This is a genomic window from Pseudomonas marincola (genome assembly GCF_900682675.2).
Taxonomy (GTDB): domain Bacteria; phylum Pseudomonadota; class Gammaproteobacteria; order Pseudomonadales; family Pseudomonadaceae; genus Aquipseudomonas; species Aquipseudomonas marincola.
In genome coordinates, this window is record NZ_LR215729.2 from 2700797 (window position 1) to 2719025 (window position 18229).

Below are 18229 nucleotides of genomic sequence, written 5' to 3' on the forward strand. Positions count from 1 at the left end.
TGTCCGGATAGAAGAAAGGCGCATCCTAAGATGCGCCTTCTCGTAACTGGCGGAGCGTTGGCAGCCTTGAGGCCACTGCAGTAACAGATCAGCGCTAACTAACTTTACTGGTCGCTCCGCGTCCTGAGTGGCGAACCACTCAGGAAGGCAAGACGTGAGAAACGCTTAGTTAACAGCGTCTTTCAGAGCCTTACCAGCTTTGAAACCAGGGATCTTAGCAGCAGCGATGCTGATCGGATTACCAGTTTGCGGGTTGCGACCGGTACGTGCAGCACGCTCTTTAACAGCGAAAGTACCGAAGCCAACCAACACTACGGAGTCGCCAGCTTTGAGGGCGCCAGTGACAGATTCAATGACTGCGTCCAGCGCACGGCCAGCCACAGCTTTCGGGATATCAGCAGATGCAGCGATGGCATCGATCAGTTCCGACTTGTTCACTCTAAGTCCCCTTAATTTCTATTGAGTTGTTTCTTGATTTTAGTGTAAGCAAAACGGGTGCTGGGAGGCCAGCAAACATAACTAGAGCCGCTTTATAACAAGGGCTCTAAAATCATGTCAAGAAAGCCTCCAAGTTAATGCGTGCTAATTCGCTCCTTGGAATCAGACTCGCGCTTTTCATCCTTTGCAACTAAGTCAGGAGCCGCTTCAGACAAGGGCTCCGGGGCGTATTGCAGCGCAATTTGCAGGACCTCGTCAATCCATTTAACAGGTTTAATCTGTAAGTCGCGTTTAATATTTTCCGGAATCTCTTTCAAATCGCGAACATTCTCTTCCGGAATAATCACAGTTTTGATTCCACCGCGGTGCGCCGCCAGCAGTTTTTCTTTCAAACCGCCGATAGCCAAAACCTGGCCGCGCAGGGTGATTTCACCGGTCATCGCAACGTCTGCACGCACAGGAATGTGAGTGAGCGCCGAAACCAACGCCGTACACATGCCTACGCCAGCGCTAGGGCCGTCTTTAGGCGTTGCCCCTTCCGGCATATGGATATGCACATCGCGCTTCTCATAGAAGTCCTGAGGAATCCCCAGGCTCGCAGCGCGACTGCGCACGACGGTCTGTGCAGCCGTGATCGACTCGACCATGACCTCACCCAATGAACCCGTTTTGATCAACTGACCTTTACCCGGAACCACTGCCGCCTCGATGGTCAGCAATTCGCCGCCGACCTGAGTCCAGGCCAATCCGGTGACCTGACCAATCTGGTCTTCCTGCTCGGCCAAACCGTAACGGTGCTTGCGCACACCGAGATAATTTTCGAGGTTTTCAGCCGTTACCACCAACTGGAAACGCTTGACCCGGGAGTTTTCCTTGACTGCTTTGCGGCAAACCTTGGCAATTTGCCGCTCAAGGCTGCGCACACCCGCTTCACGTGTGTAGTAACGAATGATGTCGCGGATCGCTTCCACCTCAAATTCCAGCTCGCCCTTCTTCAGGCCGTTGGCCTGAACTTGCTTAGGCGCCAGGTACTTGATGGCGATATTGATCTTCTCGTCCTCGGTGTAGCCGGGCAAACGGATGACTTCCATACGGTCGAGCAGCGGACCCGGAATGTTCATCGAGTTGGCGGTACACAGGAACATCACATCGGAAAGGTCGTAGTCGACCTCAAGGTAGTGATCGTTAAAGTTGTGATTCTGCTCGGGATCGAGCACCTCAAGCAGTGCCGAGGCAGGATCACCGCGCATGTCCTGACCCATCTTGTCGATTTCATCGAGCAAGAACAGCGGGTTGCGCACGCCTACCTTGGTCATTTTCTGGATCAGTCGACCCGGCATCGAGCCAATGTAGGTACGGCGATGGCCGCGAATCTCGGCTTCGTCACGCACGCCGCCCAACGCCATACGCACAAACTTGCGGTTGGTGGCTTCAGCAATCGACTCGGCCAGCGAGGTTTTACCCACGCCCGGCGGGCCCACCAGACACAGCACAGGGCCTTTGAGCTTCTTCACGCGCTTTTGCACCGCGAGATACTCAAGGATGCGCTCCTTGACCTCTTCAAGACCGTAGTGATCGGCATCGAGAATAGATTCGGCCTTGGCCAGATCCAGACGCACCTTGCTCTGTGCAGTCCACGGCACATTGACCAGGCAATCAATGTAAGAGCGAACGACGGTGGCTTCTGCCGACATCGGCGACATTTGCTTGAGCTTGTTAAGCTCGGTCATCGCTTTGGCATGCGCCTCTTTGCTCATGCCAGCGGTGTCGATGCGCTTTTTCAGCTCATCGAGTTCACTGTGGCCTTCATCGATGTCGCCCAGCTCTTTCTGAATGGCTTTCATCTGCTCATTCAGATAGTACTCACGCTGACTGCGCTCCATCTGCTTTTTGACCCGGCCACGAATGCGCTTCTCGACTTGCAGCAGGTCGATTTCCGCATCCAGCAGTGCCATCACGTGCTCGACACGTGCAGCCAGATCAATGATTTCAAGAATTTCTTGTTTCTGTTCGATTTTCAGCGCCATGTGCGCCGCCATAGTATCGACCAAGCGACTTGGCTCATCGATGCTGTTAAGCGAGGACAGCACTTCAGCGGGGACTTTCTTGCCCAGCTGCACATACTGTTCGAACTGGCCCAACAGGCTGCGAACAAATACTTCCGACTCGCGCTCGACAATATCGATCTCGTCCAGCAACTGGACTTCGGCACGATAGTGGTTGTCGGCGTCGATGAAGGTTTCGATCTCGCCGCGCTGCTCACCCTCGACCAACACCTTGACGGTGCCGTCTGGCAGCTTCAGCAGTTGCAATACGGTGGCAACAGTACCGACCCGGTAGAGTCCGTCTTCGCTAGGATCATCATCGGCCGGATTCTTCTGAGCGAGCAGCAGAATTTGCTTCTCGCCCGTCATCGCCGCTTCAAGTGCTTCGATGGATTTCTCACGCCCGACGAACAACGGGATGACCATGTGCGGATAGACCACAACATCGCGCAGCGGGAGGAGAGGCAATTCGATGGTTGTCTTCATGATTTCGACTCTACAGCGACCTTACGGTCCTAAACAGTTTGGGTAACCCTTGGTATTTAAGATGGGGCTAGCCATCGGAAAAAACAAGCGCTACCGCAAGAAAAGCAAAGGGGCCCGCAGGCCCCTTTGCTTTCACAATGTGACAAACACTCAGGCGTCAGGCGCAGCCTTGGCCGGAGCCTCGGTGTTTTCATAGATGTACAGCGGCTGTGAAGCGCCTTCGATGACGCTTTCATCGATGACTACCTTGCTGACATCAGTCTGCGACGGGATCTCGTACATGGTATCAAGCAAGATACCTTCGAGAATCGAACGCAACCCACGTGCACCGGTCTTGCGATCCAGAGCTTTATGAGCAACCGCCTTGAGCGCATCAGGACGGAACTCGAGATCAACCCCTTCAAGCTCGAAGAGTTTGGCGTATTGCTTGGTCAGCGCATTCTTCGGCTCGGTCAGGATCTGCACCAGTGCAGCCTCATCAAGCTCATCCAAGGTTGCGATAACCGGCAGACGCCCGACGAACTCAGGAATCAGACCAAACTTGACCAGATCGTCCGGCTCGACGCTACGCAGAGACTCACCGACTTTCTTGCCCAGATCCTGGCTACGTACTTCAGCGTTGAAACCGATGCCACCTCTGGTTGAGCGCCCCTGAATGACCTTTTCGAGGCCAGAGAACGCACCGCCACAGATGAACAGGATGCTGCGGGTATCTACCTGCAAGAACTCCTGCTGCGGATGCTTGCGGCCACCTTGTGGTGGAACCGAGGCAACCGTGCCTTCAATCAGTTTCAGCAATGCTTGCTGCACGCCCTCACCCGATACATCGCGGGTGATCGACGGGTTATCAGACTTGCGCGAAATCTTGTCGATTTCGTCGATGTAGACAATACCCATCTGGGCCTTCTCAACATCGTAATCGCACTTCTGGAGCAATTTCTGAATGATGTTTTCAACATCTTCACCTACGTAACCCGCTTCAGTCAGCGTGGTTGCATCGGCAATGGTAAACGGCACATTGAGCAGACGCGCCAGCGTTTCCGCGAGCAGAGTCTTACCCGAGCCAGTCGGGCCGATCAGCAGGATGTTGCTCTTGCCAAGTTCGACTTCTTCTTTCTTCTCGCGCTGGTTAAGGCGCTTGTAGTGGTTATAAACAGCTACCGCCAAAACCTTTTTTGCACGCTCCTGACCGATCACATACTGATCGAGGATTGCGCTGATTTCTTTAGGAGCAGGCAATTTATGCGCACTGCTCTCGGCCTGGGCTTCCTGCACCTCCTCGCGGATGATGTCGTTGCACAGGTCGACGCACTCGTCGCAGATAAAGACCGAGGGGCCGGCAATCAATTTGCGCACTTCATGCTGGCTTTTGCCGCAGAAGGAGCAATAAAGCAACTTGCCGTTGTCCTCGCCGTTGCGGGTGTCAGTCATTCGTTCAATCCAATACCGTAGGCTTGAAATACAAGATGAAGGCAAACGCGGGCTTTTTCAAGCCCACAAGCAGTCAGATAGTCTGACTACTTGTGTCGCTTGCATCTTAAGCAGGCATATTGCGCTTGGCCATTACCGAGTCGATGAGGCCATATTCAGCCGCGCGCTCAGCACTCATGAAATTGTCGCGCTCGGTGTCACGCTCGATGGTTTCGAGGCTTTGACCGGTGTGATGAGCCAACAGCGTGTTCAGGCGGTGACGGATCTGCAGGATTTCACGCGCGTGGATGTCGATATCCGACGCCTGGCCCTGAAAACCGCCAAGCGGCTGGTGAATCATCATGCGCGAGTTAGGCAAGCAGTGACGCTTACCTGGCGCGCCACCTGCGAGCAGGAATGCACCCATGCTGCAAGCCTGACCGATACAGGTAGTCGACACGTCCGGTTTGATGAACTGCATGGTGTCGTAGATCGACATACCTGCTGTTACCGAACCGCCTGGCGAGTTGATGTAAAGGTGGATGTCTTTATCCGGGTTTTCAGCCTCAAGAAACAACAATTGAGCCGCCACCAGGTTGGCCATGTAGTCTTCGACCGGACCAATCAGGAAAATCACGCGCTCTTTAAGCAGGCGTGAATAGATGTCGTAAGCACGCTCACCGCGGGCCGACTGCTCTACCACCATTGGCACGAGGCCGCCGGCAGCTTGGATATCTGGCATTTGCTGCATGAAAGGATTGCGCGACATGCTTTCACTCGCTCCCTAAATAGTCATATCTCAAATACGCATAAGCCAGCACGAAGGCTGGCTTATGGTGTGTTCGAACGAGGCGCTTGATCAGTCGGCTTTTGCAGCTTCAGCCGGCTTCACTGCTTCATCGTAAGAGACCGATTTATCGGTCACATTAGCCTTCTGCAAAACAGTATCTACAACTTGCTCTTCGAGCACAACAGAGCGAACTTCGTTCATCTGTTGATCGTTCTTGTAGTACCAGGCAATAACCTGCTCAGGCTCTTGGTAGGCCGAAGCCATTTCCTTGATCATTTCAGCAACGCGGTCAGCATCCGGCTTCAGCTCGAACTGCTTGACCACTTCAGCAACGATCAGGCCCAGTACAACGCGACGCTTGGCTTGTTCTTCGAACAGCTCAGCTGGCAGTTGGTCTGGCTTGATGTTACCGCCGAACTGCTGAACAGCCTGCACGCGCAGACGATCAACTTCGCTCGACAGCAGCGCTTTAGGCACTTCGATCGGGTTGGCAGCCAAAAGACCGTCCATTACCTGATTCTTGACCTTGGATTTGATTGCCTGACGCAGTTCACGCTCCATGTTCTTGCGAACTTCGGTGCGGAAACCTTCCAGACCTGTTTCCTTGATACCGAACAGAGCAAAGAACTCTTCGTTCAGCTCTGGCAGCTCAGGAGCAGAGACACTGTTTACAGTCACAGTGAACTCGGCAGTCTTACCGGCCAGATCAAGGTTTTGGTAGTCTTCCGGGAAAGTCGGGTTAATGACTTTCTCTTCGCCAGCCTTAGCGCCGACCAGTGCATCTTCAAAGCCTGGGATCATGCGGCCAGAGCCGAGAACCAGTTGAGTGCCTTTGGCAGCGCCACCGGCAAACTCTTCACCGTCGATCTTGCCGACGAAGTCGATGTTCAGCTGGTCGCCATTTTCAGCGGCACGCTCAACAGCTTCAAAGCGAGTGTTCTGCTTGCGCAGGACTTCGAGCATGTTGTCGAGGTCAGCTTCAGCCACTTCAGCCTGCAGACGCTCAACAGCGATAGTCTCAAGACCTTGCACTTCGAATTCTGGGAAAACTTCGAATGTTGCAACGTATTCCAGGCCCTGGCCTTTTTCAAAGCTCTTAGGCTCTACAGAAGGCGAACCAGCTGGGTTCAACTTCTGCTCAACTACAGCTTCATAGAAGGTAGCTTGAATCAATTCACCCAACGCCTCTTGGCGCGCGGCGTCTTCATAGCGCTGACGGATCACGCTCATCGGCACTTTGCCAGGGCGGAAGCCCGGGACTTTTGCACGACGGGCAGTCTGTTGCAGACGCTTGTTGACTTCAGTCTCGATGCGCTCGACGGGAACGCCGACGGTCATACGGCGCTCAAGAGCGGAAGTGCTTTCAACAGAAACTTGCATGGATATTCCTCGTTGCACAGACATAAGCCGGCCGTTTACCGGCCCCAGATCAAGGGCATGCATTCTAGAGGGTCAAGTAGAAGAAGTCACCCTAGATGCAGGCGGCAATCGGGAGGGAGCTAAAAGATGGTGAAAATGCAGAGACTCAAGCTCATGCAAAGATCACCCATTTACTGCAGCCCACGTTCATCAGCAGGCTACAGGGTCATTAATCAGCGTGTTGATATTCCCAGAGTGCGCCTGAGTATTGCCGGAGGCAGCTACAAAGACACAGCCGATAACCACTATACACGCATTAAGGCATTCACTGGTGGAAAAGGCCTGCACGCCTATCCGAAATTTGAACAGCGACACCCTCTATAAATCAGACAGTTACCAGCTAGAACCGGGTTATAACCCGATCAATGATGGCGACGCGATCTGCAGGGTGCGAACGCTCAACTCAGGTAGGCAACCTCCGCACGAGACTGCAAGCAGATCTGGATCTGAGCAAGCACCGAAAGCGCTAAAACACAAACCCCAGAAACGACAAAAGGCAGCCCTTTCGGAACTGCCTTTTGTACTACTGCGATCGAAGCGATGCTTGATAACAGCAGCTTAGATGGTGCGGACGGAGAGACTCGAACTCACCAACGATAGCCCATTCGATCTGCGCGGCTGATTGCTATTGGCTTGCGCGCAGTGCACAAGCCTAGATTTGTTCCCAAGTCATTCCCAGTGAATGAAGGGCGACGCACTCTAAGAGCTTCTCCAAAGACGGTCAATCGTTTTTATGTTGACCCCCTTTTTTGAGGTAATTTTGGTTAGGTGTGTAAAATAAACGCATAAACCTCATATTTATCAATGATTTAAGCGATATTGTTAAAGGTAATAAAATGGTAATTATTAGGTAATGAGAATACCCCAAACAGTGGTCAGGCAATAAAACTGTGCAGCCCTTTAAAATCAAACACTTACGAAAAAATTACCTTTACCCTTACCTCTAATTACCCGCCAAGGTAATCAGCCAAAGCCAGCAAAACCGAGGGGTACAGCTTGAAAAAGCTTATGCCTAACCAAAATTACCTCAAACCGATAGCGAAACTGAAACCAGCCCCGCAGAAGCCACCAGAAGCGCTCTAGAAAGGACGCTACATCGCAGGCTTCCGCAGGTATTGCCGCGCCATTAAAACCGCAGCAACCGCCCGCAGCGGCCCGCCCTGAGTAGGGTGCAGGTGTGAAGAAATAGTGCCCCCTTTAGCCCGCAGGCGTGGAGTGGGGAAGACTGCGCGCGCCGGGTGCTGGTTGCCCTGCCCCCTCAGCCTGGGCCCCAGGTGCTGCTGCCTGGCGAGCAGGCACAAAAAAGCCGCCTCGTGGGCGGCTTGGGTGTTGCGGTTTGGTCAGGCCTTGGGGGGCAGTTCAAAGGGCCGGAACCTGACCACCTCTTCCCCCACCCAGCCATTCAGCTGGGCGAGCCGGGCCTGCATTGGTTCCAGTTCATTGAGTGCCCACACCTCTGAGGCCTCGCGCAGGCTGCCAAAGCCGCCAGCGTTCTGGGGAACAATGCCCAGCAACTGAGGTGGAATGCGCAACGCGGCGAGCAGATCGTCGCGGCTTATGTTTTTGATCGCGGCAAAGTCATCCTTGGCCGCCACCTCGCTGATCGGCAGCAGTTGGATGCCGTCCTTTTTCCCACCGGGTGCGTACATGAACAGGTTGCGGAAATTGCCGGGGCCTTTGCTGTTTTTCATCGCGTTGCGCAGGTCGTCGACGAAGTCCTCATTCTGCGCCGCGTCGGTCATGTACATGATGAAACCAGCGTGGCTGCCGTTGTTGTAATACTTGCGCCGGAACAGCGTGGCGCTTTCATTGAGCAGCGCGCTCTGAAGCGCCGCGAGCCATTCCGGCAAGCCGTACACCTCCTGGTTGATATCGGCCTCGCGCAGATGGCAGATGCTGCCCGCTTTAAATTCGTGCTCATCTTTCCAGCCGCGCACCTGGTAATAGGTCTGCAGATCGATGCCCCGGCGCATGTACTTGGCCAAGCACGGCAACAGGGCCAGCGGTTGCCCCAGTCGGTTCTGGCGCTGCTCAACATAAGCCTGGCCGAAGGTCACCCAGTCCAAGGCCAACTGGCCGAACGCCGCCCGGCCCAACAGTGGGTGCGGGATGAAATGCCGCTCCAGCATGTTGCGCTTGAAGGTCAAGCCGCTCTGCAGGTAAACGCTGGCCTTGGTCGACTTGGCCAGGCCGTCGAGCGACACCGGCGGCTCAAACCAGCGGCCGTTACTCCAGCACTCCAGGTAATCGAGGATCTCCCGGCCATCGAGCACCGGCATCGGGTCGCCAAAGGTGAAGGCCTCAGCCCTGGCGGTGGGCGCGTGCAGCACCTCACCCTCGACGGCGGGCGGTTGCGTGGCCAGTTGCTGGCCAGAATGGCGGCGCTTGCTCATCTAATAGATCTCCATGATGGCCGTGTTTGAGGCCGTTTGGCCCTCAAGTGGCTCGTTGTGCAGTGCGTGAAATAAGGCCCAGGCCAAGTCGGCGTGGCCCGTGTTGTCGGTGCGTCCGGCGGTGTAGGTGAATTGCCGCCCGCTCGCGGTGACGGTTTTGCGAATGGCCATCAACGCTGACGCCAAGTCAGTCCAACCGGCGTCGAACTCCAGGCGCGCGTTGCTGATCACCGACCAGGCTTTGAGCACCAGCCGGGTTTTCACCTCGGGCGAATAGCTGAACGTCTTCAAGCCCGGAAAGAACTGCTTAACCAGCTGCGCCACGCCGCTGCCCATGCCGGTCACATCGATGCCGATATAGGTAACCCAATAGCGCATCGTCACCTGGCGGATGGTTTCGGCCTGGGCCTCATAATCCATACCCCGGAACTGATGGCGTTCAAGCACGCGGAACTTGCCGCCCGGCACCATCGGCGGCGCCACCACAATCAAGCCGGCTGAGTCGCCCGTTTCCGCTGGGTCATAGCCCACCCACACCGCCCGATCAGCAAACGGCCGCGCCGCGAATGGCTTGTAATCCTCGGCCCACTCAACCCAGCTATCCACCATGCACGGCTGCAGCATGTTCAGCGGAAAGATGCTCGCCCCGTCGTCGACAAACTCGCACATCAGCAGGTTTTGGAAGGCCTCGGCCGCGTACTCAAGGCGCAGCTCATCGATGTCGAACAGATCGCAGCCGCCCGCCTCGGCATCCAGAATGGTGACGATCTGCCGCCACAGCCGGTCCTCGCACAATCGGCCCTGGTGCAGCGCGCCGTGGCTCACATCCAGCTTGATATGCTGCGCCGCCGGCTTGCCCTTGTTGAACCGCTCGCCCGTCCAAAAGGTGTACGCCTCATGGGCCATTGAGCTGGGCGTGCTGAAATACGTGCGCCGGTATTGCTTCTGCATGGCCATGCCGCTGGCCACCTTGTTCAGCTCGTTAAACTTGAAGGTCCAGAAGAACTCATCGAAATAAAAGTTGCCGTGGTAGCCCTGCGCCGTGCGCGCATTGGTACCCAAAAAGTGCAGCTCTGCACCGTTCGGCAAAATGATCGGATCACCCGTCAAATCAACGTCGATGACCTCGCGGGCAAACGCCTGGATATACGCCTTGAAAATATGCGCCTGATTTTTCGACGCACTGAGGAAAATCTGGTTACGCCCCGTCGTCAGCGCATCGATCAACGCCTCGCGGGCAAAGTAATACGTGGCGCCGATCTGGCGTGATTTAAGAATCGCCCGGGTGCGCTGATTGCCCGCCCGGTACCAGTCTTTTTGATAATCAAAGCAGCCATCTAGAAACGCCTCAATCAGCTTCTCGACGTGTTCCTCTGCAATTTCGTTGCGCTTCGGTTTACGCTTCTCGCCAGCATTGCGCTTGGCCAGTTCCGGGTTTAAGTCCGTTTCGGTACCGCCCTCCTGGAAGCGCGCAATGCGGGCCTGGCGCTCCAGTTGCCGGCCTAGCAGATCGATCTCTTTGTAGTCCGCGCCCGACTTCGGATCTTTGAGGATCAACTGCACCAGCCGCGCCTCGGTCGCCGCCTGGATACGCTCCAGCGGCGTGGCCCGGTCCCATTCGTCGCGTGCCTTCCAGCTGTGCAGGGTTTTTTCTTTCTCGCCGATCAGCTCGGCAATTTCGCACACGCGAAAGCCCTGCCAGTACAAGTGCTTGGCGTGGCGGCGGTGGTCCGTAGGCAATTCAACAATGGCATTCATGGCGCAGATGCTGACGCGCGCACGCGAAGCCTACCCGCCCCTCGTATTGTCAGGCCCGCCCTAACAACAGCGCCGCGTTGCCGCACATGCGCGCGGTGCCGACCATGCCCTCAACGCAATGGCCCCGCCACCGCATCGAGGACAGACCCAATGGCCGCATCCGCCACCCCCGCCAAAAAATACCGCTCCAAGTGGACCCGCATCGCCGTAGAAGGCGCCACCACTGATGGCCGCAAAATCGACCGCACCTGGATCGAAGACATGGCCGCCCAGTACAGCCCCAACACCTACGGCGCCCGCCTCAACTGTGAGCACATCAAAGGCTTTATGCCCGGCGGTGAATTTGGCGCCTACGGTGACGTGCTCGCCCTCAAAGCTGAGGAAGTTGAAATCGGCGGCGTCACCAAGCTGGCCCTGTTCGCCCAAATTGAGCCCAACGACGCCCTGCTCGCCCTCAACAAAGCCGGGCAAAAGGTCTACACCTCAATCGAAGTGCAGCCCGAGTTTGCCGATACCGGCAAGGCCTACCTGGTCGGCTTGGCCATCACCGACAGCCCTGCCAGCTTAGGCACCGAAGCCCTGAGCTTTAGCGCCCAGCACGGCACACTTACCAACCGCAAACAGGCCAAAGACAACCTGTTTACCGCAGCCGAAGAAACCGCCCTCGACTTCGACGAAGTCACCGAGCCCGCTAGCAAAGTGCTCGGCCTGTACAAGCGCGTTTCCGAGCTGCTGACCAAGAGCAAGGAAAAGGACGTCAAGGACGACACCCAGTTCTCCGAGCTGACCGAGTCCATCGAAGCCCTGGCCGATCACGCCAAGGACCAGAGCGACGCTTTCACCGCCCAGCAGGCCGCCCAGCAGGCCCTGCAAAGCGCCCACGAAAAACTGGCCGGCGAATTTACCGCCTTGGTCAAGCGTCTGGGTGAAACCGAAGACCACAGCCAGCACAAACGCCCGCCAGCAACCGGCGGCGATGGCGCCCAGCTGTCCAGCTTCTAACCCTGACCAACCCCCGGAGAACCACCCATGCGTAACGAAACCCGCGTCGTCTACAACGGCCTGCTCGCGCACATTGCCAAGCTCAACGGCGTGCCCAGTGCCACCGAAAGCTTCAACGTCACCCCATCGGTGCAGCAGAAGCTGGAAACCGCCGTCCAGGAATCCGACAGCTTCCTGCAAAGCATCAACATGTTCCCGGTCAACGACCAGGAAGGCGAAGCCATCGGCCTGGGCGTCAACGGCCCGACCGCCAGCCGCACCAACACCGCCGGCGGCAACCGTCGCAACCCAGCCAGCGTGGCTGCCCTCACCAAGGACGCCTACAGCTGCAAAAAAACCGACTTCGACACCGCCCTGCCCTACGTGCAGCTCGACGCCTGGGCCAAGTTCCCCGACTTCCAAGTGCGCCTGGCCAACGTCATTGCCAAGCGCCAAGGCCTCGACCGCATCATGATCGGCTTCAACGGCACAAGCGTCGCCACCGCCACCAACCGTGGTACCAGCCCGCTGCTGCAAGACGTCAACATTGGCTGGCTGCAGAAGATCCGCACCAACGCACCCGATCGCGTCATCGCCGAAGGCGCAACAGCCGGCAAAGTCACCGTGGGCGCCGCTGGCGACTACAAAACCCTGGACGGCCTGGTCTTCGACGCCATCCAGCTGCTCGACCCATGGCACCGCAAGCGCAGCGACCTGGTCGTCATCGTTGACCGCGCCCTGCTGCACGAAAAACAACTGGCCGCCGTGGAAAAAGGCGCCGCATCCAACCAGGAAGAAAACGCCGCCGACGAGATCCTCACCAAAGGCCGCCTGGGCGGTTTGAAGATCGAAGACGCGCCGTTCTTTATCGATGGCGGTGTGCTCATCACCAGCCTGAGCAACCTGTCCATCTACTGGCAGGAAAGCGCCCGCCGTCGCCACATCAAGGACGAACCCGAGTTCGACCGCATCGCTGACTACCAGTCGTCCAACGACGCCTACGTCATCGAAGACCTCGGCCTCGTTGCCCTGGTTGAAAACATCGAGCGGGTATAACCCATGGCCCTCACCCTTGCCCAACGCACCCAGCTGCGCACCCGCGCAGCCAAGGAGGCCGCCGCTACTGCGCCGGCCGCCACCATGGACGGCGCCAACAGCTACGAGCTGCAACTGGCCCAGCTGGCCCAGCACCGGGCGCGCCTCAAGCAGGTGCAGTCCAACCAGGGCAAGGCTGAGCTAAAGGCCCTGCTGCTGCCTGAATACGAACCCTACGTGCAAGGCGTTCTGGAGGCCGGCAACGGCGCCCAGGACGAAGTGCTCACCACCCTCATGCTGTGGCGCATCGACGCCGCCGACTACCCCGGCGCGCTGGAGATTGCCGACTACGTCATCCGCCACAACATGAAAATGCCCGACCGTTTCGAGCGCACCACCGGCACCCTCATTGCTGAGGAAATCGCCGAGGCCGCCCTCAAAGCACAAAAGGCTGGCGACAGCTTCCCGTTGGACGTTCTGGAGCGCGCCGCGCAGGTCACTGTCGAGCAAGACATGCCCGACCAAGCCCGCGCCAAGTTGCACCTGGCCATCGGCAAGGCATATGCCGCGCTGGTGGATGCCGACGCCCCCGCCGAGCTAGACCCCATTCACCTGCAAGCCGCCCAAGTACACCTCAGCCGCGCCATCGACCTGCACAGCAACTGCGGCGGCAAAAAAGACCTGGAGCGCGTCGACCGCCTCCTAAAAAAACACGCTGAGCCAGCCACCCCGCCAGCCAGCTAACCGAGCGTCCCCACGCATCCCGGCGGCTCGGGGCTGATCAACAGGTTATCTCCTTTCCTCGTTGTGACGCCCCGATCACCGCCGACCTATTCAGAGCGGCAGGCATGAGCGGATTCATCGCAACCGGCACCACCGACACCGCCTACCCAATCGCCCAAGGCGGCTTTTGGCCGGACATCGACGGCGCCCACCTGCGCGCCGCCATGCGCCTCACCGCCGCCGTTACCGATGCCCGCTTAGAGGTGGCCACCGTCAACGCCATGATCGAAGCCAACCGCGAGCTGGCCGGCTACCGCTTGGCCCGCGAGGCCGAAGGCCACGCCACCCTGGGCGACGTACCGGCCAACACCATCAAAGACCAAAGCCAGTTGCTGCACCTCTACCGGCGCGTCATCTATTGCAACACCACCGCCGAACTGATCGAGCGCTACCACAGCTTTGACGCCACCAACAGCGGCGAGCAAAAGGCCAGCGAAGAAGAAAGCAGCCCCGACCAACTGCGCCGCGACGCCCGCAAAGCCCTGCGCACCCTCATCGGTCGCAGCCACGCCACCGTGGAATCGCTCTAATGGCCAGCCTGCGCGCCCAACAAGGCGACACCGTCGACGCCCTCTGCTGGCGTTACTACGGCCGCACCGCCGGCGTGGTCGAGCAAGTGCTCGACGCCAACCCCGGCCTGGCCGACCTCGGCCCCGTGCTGCCCAACGGCACCCTTATCAACATGCCCGAGGCAGCCGCCCAGGCCACACAACGCCAAGTGGTGAATTTATGGGACTGATCTACCTGGCGCTCTACAAAGGCAAAGGCACCCTGTTCAACCGCCTGATCCGCCTGTGGACGCGCTCCAAATACAGCCACTGTGAAATTGTCATGCCCGATGGCCGCTGGCTGTCCGCCTCGGCCATGGATGGCGGCGTGCGCCTGAAAATGATCGAACTCAACCTCGAACACTGGGACCTAATCCCCCTGCCCTGGGCCAGCCCAAACATCATCTGGCACCTCTACGGAAAGCACGACGGCAAGGGCTACGACTGGGCCGGCATCTTCTTCAGCCAGCTGCTCGCCAGCGGCCTGCACAGCCGCCGGCGCATGTTCTGCAGCGAGTTCTGCGCCGCCGCCCTCGGCTTCGCCAACCCCCAGCGTTACTCCCCCGCCCAGCTCGGTGAAGTGGTCAACCGCATCAACCGCCTGCCCTTTGTCCAGCTCGGCCACTCACTCAAAGAGGGCTAAGGAATGCAGCACATGCCTGACAGACCCGAAACCTGGGCGTTTTTAGCCATCTGGCTAGAACAAAACCACCCGGCCATCTACGCCGGCCTCATGGCCCTGTTCGTAGGCTCGTGGCGAATCATCTACAGCGGTGGCCGCTTCCGCCAGTTGGCGCTTGAGGCACCGCTGTGCGGCCTACTCGGCGTGGGTGTTTCTTACGCCCCCGCGCTGATCGGCGCCCCCGATAGCGCCGGCGTGTTCTTCGCCTGCATGGTCGGCCTGCTGGGCGTTGAAACCAGCCGCGCCGCCGCTAAAAAAGTGCTCGACAAAAAGGTAGACACCCTATGACCACACTCATAAACGGCGATAAAGGCCAAGCCGTGCTGCAACTACAGCGCGCCCTCAACAGCCACGGCGCCAAACTGTTTGCCGATGGCGACTATGGCGACGAAACCGAGGCCGCAGTGCGCGCCTACCAGCTCAAAGTCGGCTTGGTGGCCGATGGCATCGCCGGCCCTAAAACCCTCGCCGCACTGGCCGGCGCCGACTGCAGCAAACTGCTCAGCAACACCACCCTAGTGGCCGCTGCCAAACGCCTGGGCTTAGAGCTGGCCGCCGTCTATGCCGTCAACGAAGTGGAAAGCACCGGCGCCGGCTTCCTCGCCAACGGCAAACCCAAAGTGCTGTTTGAGCGGCACATCATGCACCGCCTGCTCAGCACCCCGCGCCATGCCGATGACGACGCCGCGGCACTCAAAGCCCATGCCGACCAGCTCGCCCGCCTGCACCCCAACCTGGTCAACCCGCGCCCCGGTGGCTACGCCGGCGGCACCGCCGAACACCAACGCCTGGCCAACGCCCGCCTGCTGGATGCCCTCAGCGCCGACGAGTCCGCCAGCTGGGGCGCGTTTCAAATCATGGGCTACCACTGGCAGCACCTCGGCTATGCCAGCCTGACCGACTTCACCACCCGCATGGCCGCCAACGAGGCCGAACAGTTTGAGGCCTTCGTGCGCTTTATCGAGGCCGACCCTGCCCTGCACAAAGCCCTCAAGGCCAAAAAGTGGGCAGACTTCGCCAAGCGCTACAACGGCCCCGCCTACGCCCGCAACCTCTACGACGTCAAACTGGAACGCGCCTACCAACGCCATGCCGCCTGCAACTGTGGGCACAAGGTGGCGGCATGACCACCCTGCGCCAACTCGGCTACGGCCTCGCCCTGTTTGTTGCCCTTGGCCTGCTGGCCTGGGGCCAATACCAGCAGGGCCAAGCAGTAAAAGCCCGCGAAAGCCTGGCCGCCGAGCGCATCGCGCAGCTCAACCAACGCAACGCGCGCCAAGCGGCTGCCATCGTCCGCATGGGCGACGAGCTGGCCGCTCAACGCACCGCCCAGCAGGGCCTGCAAACCGCCCAGGCCGACGTGCGCCAACAGCACGCCACCCGCCACATCCAAAAACAGGAGATCCGCCGTAATGACCCGAGTTTTAGTGATTGGAGCAGCCAGCCTCTCCCTGGCGCTGCTCGCCGGCTGCATGAGCGCCCCGGCCTTACCGGAGCACACGGTTACCGTGAGTGGTTGTCCCGTCGTAACGCCCTGCAGCCTGCTGCCAGCAGCGCCGCAGAATAACGGCCAACTCAGCGACGACAGCGACTACCTGATCGCGGCCTGGGCCGAATGCGCCGCCCAGGTCGACATGATCTACAGCCACCAACAACCGCGAGCAGACCCATGAACAAACCCGAATCCCTGCGCGCCCACCTGCTGGCCAGCGTGCCCGATCTGAAAAACAACCCCGACGCGCTGCTGGTGTTTATCGACCAAGGCACCATACGCAGCACCGCCGCGCCGGGCCTCTCGTTTGAATATGCGTACACCCTCAACATCATCCTCACCGACTTCCCCGGCCACCCGGATGCCGTCGCCATCCCCCTGCTGGCCTGGGTGCTGGTCAACCAGCGCGAGCTGATGGAAAACCTAGAGCTTGGCAAAACCGCCATCACCTTTGAGGCCGACGTGCTCGACCACAGCAAAGTCGACCTGTCCATCAAACTGCCCCTCACCGAGCGCGTGATCGTCAAAAAGCAGCCCGACAACAGCCTGCAGATCAGCCACCCCGCTGAGCCACAGCCAGAGGAACCCATCACCCTCAGCGCCCTGCGCATCGAAACCGCCGCCGGTGAAGTGCTGGCCGAGTGGCCCAAGCTGTGAGTGATGACCTGCGCGCACTGGAAGACTGGGCCGGCGCCCTGCTCAACAACCTCGCGCCCGGCGCCCGGCGCACACTCAACCAGAGCATTGCCCGCGACCTGCGCCGCAGCCAACAGCAGCGCATCGCCGCCCAGCAAAACCCAGACGGCACCGCCTTCGCCCCGCGTAAACCCCGCGAGCAACTGCGCAGCAAGCAAGGCCGCATCAAGCGCCAGCGCAAAGCCGCCCCAATGTTTACCAAGCTGCGCCAGGCCAAACACCTCAAGCTGCAAAGCACCGCCAACAGCATCGCCATCGGCTTTATGCAGCGCACCGCCCGCTTGGCCCGCGTGCACCAATACGGCCTGCGCGACCGCCCAGGGCGCAACGCCCGCGACGTGCAATACGCCCAGCGTCAGCTGCTCGGCTTCACCCCGGCGGATCTGGAGTTGATCCGTGACCAACTGCTGCACCACCTCATTCCCTAGCCCGGCGTTTTCAGCCCCCTGCTGACAACGCCGGCCACGTGCCCCGCGCCCGCGCGAGCGTCAGCATCAGTGGCATGAACTCACTCACCGAACTGGCCCGCCAACTGGAAAACCTCATCCGCTTCGGCACCGTCGAAGCCGTGCAGGTCAACCCGCCGCGCGTGCAGGTTAAAACCGGCAATATCCTCACCACCTGGCTGCCCTGGTTAACCCCACGCGCCGGCGCGGATCGGGCATGGAACCCGCCAACCATCGGTGAGCAAGTGGTGCTGTTCAGCCCATCCGGCATCCTCGCCCAGGGCGTCGCGCTCACCGGCCTGTTTAGTGACCTAATCCCCGCCAACGGCGAGCGCGAGGGCCTGCACCGCAGCACCTACCGCGACGGCGCCGTCATTGAATACGACAGCATCGCCAAGCACCTGCGCGCCACCCTGCCCGGCACGGCTGAAATCAACGCCACCGGCAGCATCAGCATTACCAGCGGCGCCAACATCACCCTCACCGCTGCTGGCAACGTCGCCATCACCGGCGCCCGCGTGGACCTCAACTAATGCCCGCCGTAACCCGCAAAGGCGACGCCTGCACCGGCCACGGCTGCTGGCCGCCGCGCCCCAGCACCGGCGCCAGCCCCGACGTTTTCGTCAACGGCATTGCCGCCCACCGCCAGGGTGATGGCTGGGCCGCGCACACCTGCCCAACCATTCCGCAAACCCACGCCAGCACGCTGGCCATGGGCAGCGCCAGCGTGTTTGCCAACGGCAAGCCCCTGGGCCGCATTGGCGACCCCGTCGCCTGTGGCTCCGCCGTTGCCGCTGGCAGCGCCAACGTGTTTGCAGGAGGCTGAG

Annotated in this window: 21 protein-coding genes; 13 read left to right on the forward strand and 8 right to left on the reverse strand. The window is 59.2% G+C overall.

Annotated elements, in window-relative coordinates; all coding sequences use genetic code 11:
* Nucleotides 1-165 precede the first annotated feature (165 nt).
* From hupB to PMYSY11_RS12480, 7 genes are all read right to left on the reverse strand, one after another.
* Nucleotides 166-438, reverse strand: a complete 273-nt coding sequence (gene hupB, locus PMYSY11_RS12450; RefSeq protein ID WP_010490206.1) for a nucleoid-associated protein HU-beta — start codon at nt 436-438, stop codon at nt 166-168.
* Between the two features lie 134 nt (nt 439-572).
* Nucleotides 573-2969, reverse strand: a complete 2397-nt coding sequence (gene lon / locus PMYSY11_RS12455; protein ID WP_069898587.1) for an endopeptidase La — start codon at nt 2967-2969, stop codon at nt 573-575.
* A 150-nt stretch (nt 2970-3119) separates the two neighbouring features.
* Entirely contained in the window at nt 3120-4400 is a 1281-nt protein-coding gene (gene clpX / locus PMYSY11_RS12460; protein ID WP_150549361.1) for an ATP-dependent Clp protease ATP-binding subunit ClpX, read from the reverse strand.
* A 106-nt stretch (nt 4401-4506) separates the two neighbouring features.
* On the reverse strand, nt 4507-5148 hold the full coding sequence (gene clpP / locus PMYSY11_RS12465) for an ATP-dependent Clp endopeptidase proteolytic subunit ClpP (protein WP_069898589.1): 642 nt from the start codon (nt 5146-5148) through the stop codon (nt 4507-4509).
* 90 nt (nt 5149-5238) lie between these two features.
* Nucleotides 5239-6549 carry a trigger factor gene (tig, locus tag PMYSY11_RS12470; protein ID WP_069898590.1) on the reverse strand — a complete coding sequence of 437 codons (1311 nt, stop codon included), beginning with the start codon at nt 6547-6549 and terminating at the stop codon, nt 5239-5241.
* A gap of 1379 nt (nt 6550-7928) precedes the next feature.
* On the reverse strand, nt 7929-8981 hold the full coding sequence (locus PMYSY11_RS12475; RefSeq protein ID WP_150549362.1) for a phage portal protein: 1053 nt from the start codon (nt 8979-8981) through the stop codon (nt 7929-7931).
* Entirely contained in the window at nt 8982-10739 is a 1758-nt protein-coding gene (locus PMYSY11_RS12480) for a terminase ATPase subunit family protein (RefSeq protein WP_150549363.1), read from the reverse strand.
* Between the two features lie 150 nt (nt 10740-10889).
* On the opposite strand from PMYSY11_RS12480, the gene PMYSY11_RS12485 reads away from it, so the two are divergent.
* The 8 genes from PMYSY11_RS12485 (at nt 10890) to PMYSY11_RS12520 (ending at nt 15895) form a co-directional block, all read left to right on the forward strand.
* The gene (locus PMYSY11_RS12485; RefSeq protein ID WP_150549364.1) at nt 10890-11741 is read left to right on the forward strand and encodes a GPO family capsid scaffolding protein; all 852 of its coding nucleotides are present in this window, start codon (nt 10890-10892) and stop codon (nt 11739-11741) included.
* A gap of 27 nt (nt 11742-11768) precedes the next feature.
* A complete protein-coding gene (locus tag PMYSY11_RS12490; protein ID WP_150549365.1) occupies nt 11769-12776 on the forward strand; it encodes a phage major capsid protein, P2 family in 1008 nt (335 codons plus the stop codon).
* Nucleotides 12777-12779: 3 nt separating this feature from the next.
* The gene (gpM, locus tag PMYSY11_RS12495) at nt 12780-13499 is read left to right on the forward strand and encodes a phage terminase small subunit (protein WP_150549366.1); all 720 of its coding nucleotides are present in this window, start codon (nt 12780-12782) and stop codon (nt 13497-13499) included.
* 104 nt (nt 13500-13603) lie between these two features.
* Entirely contained in the window at nt 13604-14068 is a 465-nt protein-coding gene (locus PMYSY11_RS12500) for a head completion/stabilization protein (RefSeq protein WP_150549367.1), read from the forward strand.
* Entirely contained in the window at nt 14068-14277 is a 210-nt protein-coding gene (locus tag PMYSY11_RS12505; protein WP_150549368.1) for a tail protein X, read from the forward strand. The genes PMYSY11_RS12500 and PMYSY11_RS12505 overlap by 1 nt, the downstream gene beginning before the upstream one ends.
* Nucleotides 14268-14729 carry a hypothetical protein gene (locus PMYSY11_RS12510; protein WP_197737976.1) on the forward strand — a complete coding sequence of 154 codons (462 nt, stop codon included), beginning with the start codon at nt 14268-14270 and terminating at the stop codon, nt 14727-14729. The genes PMYSY11_RS12505 and PMYSY11_RS12510 overlap by 10 nt, the downstream gene beginning before the upstream one ends.
* A 3-nt stretch (nt 14730-14732) precedes the next feature.
* Entirely contained in the window at nt 14733-15056 is a 324-nt protein-coding gene (locus tag PMYSY11_RS12515; protein ID WP_172970690.1) for a phage holin, lambda family, read from the forward strand.
* Nucleotides 15053-15895 carry an N-acetylmuramidase domain-containing protein gene (locus PMYSY11_RS12520; protein ID WP_150549370.1) on the forward strand — a complete coding sequence of 281 codons (843 nt, stop codon included), beginning with the start codon at nt 15053-15055 and terminating at the stop codon, nt 15893-15895. The genes PMYSY11_RS12515 and PMYSY11_RS12520 overlap by 4 nt, the downstream gene beginning before the upstream one ends.
* Here PMYSY11_RS12520 and PMYSY11_RS21895 read toward each other — a convergent pair.
* Entirely contained in the window at nt 15847-16143 is a 297-nt protein-coding gene (locus PMYSY11_RS21895) for a hypothetical protein (RefSeq protein WP_239655480.1), read from the reverse strand. The two genes, PMYSY11_RS12520 and PMYSY11_RS21895, sit on opposite strands and share 49 nt — an antisense overlap.
* 37 nt (nt 16144-16180) lie before the next feature.
* On the opposite strand from PMYSY11_RS21895, the gene lysC reads away from it, so the two are divergent.
* The 5 genes from lysC (at nt 16181) to PMYSY11_RS12545 (ending at nt 18228) form a co-directional block, all read left to right on the forward strand.
* Nucleotides 16181-16441, forward strand: a complete 261-nt coding sequence (lysC, locus tag PMYSY11_RS21900) for an Rz1-like lysis system protein LysC (RefSeq protein WP_239655481.1) — start codon at nt 16181-16183, stop codon at nt 16439-16441.
* Nucleotides 16438-16917, forward strand: coding sequence for a phage tail protein (locus PMYSY11_RS12530; protein WP_150549372.1), 480 nt, complete (start codon nt 16438-16440; stop codon nt 16915-16917). Before lysC ends, PMYSY11_RS12530 begins: the two co-directional genes overlap by 4 nt.
* The gene (locus tag PMYSY11_RS12535) at nt 16914-17384 is read left to right on the forward strand and encodes a phage virion morphogenesis protein (RefSeq protein WP_150549717.1); all 471 of its coding nucleotides are present in this window, start codon (nt 16914-16916) and stop codon (nt 17382-17384) included. The genes PMYSY11_RS12530 and PMYSY11_RS12535 overlap by 4 nt, the downstream gene beginning before the upstream one ends.
* Nucleotides 17385-17458: 74 nt before the next feature.
* Nucleotides 17459-17935, forward strand: coding sequence for a phage baseplate assembly protein V (locus tag PMYSY11_RS12540; protein ID WP_150549373.1), 477 nt, complete (start codon nt 17459-17461; stop codon nt 17933-17935).
* Complete coding sequence (locus tag PMYSY11_RS12545; RefSeq protein WP_150549374.1) at nt 17935-18228, forward strand: PAAR domain-containing protein; 294 nt, start codon at nt 17935-17937, stop codon at nt 18226-18228. Before PMYSY11_RS12540 ends, PMYSY11_RS12545 begins: the two co-directional genes overlap by 1 nt.
* Nucleotide 18229 lies beyond the last annotated feature (1 nt).

Coding starts and splice junctions, on each gene's coding strand:
- lon (WP_069898587.1), bottom strand. CDS start 2,969: ATGAAGACAACCATCGAATTGCCTCTCCTCCCGCTGCGCGATGTTGTG.
- clpX (WP_150549361.1), bottom strand. CDS start 4,400: ATGACTGACACCCGCAACGGCGAGGACAACGGCAAGTTGCTTTATTGC.
- clpP (WP_069898589.1), bottom strand. CDS start 5,148: ATGTCGCGCAATCCTTTCATGCAGCAAATGCCAGATATCCAAGCTGCC.
- tig (WP_069898590.1), bottom strand. CDS start 6,549: ATGCAAGTTTCTGTTGAAAGCACTTCCGCTCTTGAGCGCCGTATGACC.
- PMYSY11_RS12475 (WP_150549362.1), bottom strand. CDS start 8,981: ATGAGCAAGCGCCGCCATTCTGGCCAGCAACTGGCCACGCAACCGCCC.
- PMYSY11_RS12480 (WP_150549363.1), bottom strand. CDS start 10,739: ATGAATGCCATTGTTGAATTGCCTACGGACCACCGCCGCCACGCCAAG.
- PMYSY11_RS12485 (WP_150549364.1), top strand. CDS start 10,890: ATGGCCGCATCCGCCACCCCCGCCAAAAAATACCGCTCCAAGTGGACC.
- PMYSY11_RS12490 (WP_150549365.1), top strand. CDS start 11,769: ATGCGTAACGAAACCCGCGTCGTCTACAACGGCCTGCTCGCGCACATT.
- gpM (WP_150549366.1), top strand. CDS start 12,780: ATGGCCCTCACCCTTGCCCAACGCACCCAGCTGCGCACCCGCGCAGCC.
- PMYSY11_RS12500 (WP_150549367.1), top strand. CDS start 13,604: ATGAGCGGATTCATCGCAACCGGCACCACCGACACCGCCTACCCAATC.
- PMYSY11_RS12505 (WP_150549368.1), top strand. CDS start 14,068: ATGGCCAGCCTGCGCGCCCAACAAGGCGACACCGTCGACGCCCTCTGC.
- PMYSY11_RS12510 (WP_197737976.1), top strand. CDS start 14,268: ATGGGACTGATCTACCTGGCGCTCTACAAAGGCAAAGGCACCCTGTTC.
- PMYSY11_RS12515 (WP_172970690.1), top strand. CDS start 14,733: ATGCAGCACATGCCTGACAGACCCGAAACCTGGGCGTTTTTAGCCATC.
- PMYSY11_RS12520 (WP_150549370.1), top strand. CDS start 15,053: ATGACCACACTCATAAACGGCGATAAAGGCCAAGCCGTGCTGCAACTA.
- lysC (WP_239655481.1), top strand. CDS start 16,181: ATGACCCGAGTTTTAGTGATTGGAGCAGCCAGCCTCTCCCTGGCGCTG.
- PMYSY11_RS12530 (WP_150549372.1), top strand. CDS start 16,438: ATGAACAAACCCGAATCCCTGCGCGCCCACCTGCTGGCCAGCGTGCCC.
- PMYSY11_RS12540 (WP_150549373.1), top strand. CDS start 17,459: ATGAACTCACTCACCGAACTGGCCCGCCAACTGGAAAACCTCATCCGC.
- PMYSY11_RS12545 (WP_150549374.1), top strand. CDS start 17,935: ATGCCCGCCGTAACCCGCAAAGGCGACGCCTGCACCGGCCACGGCTGC.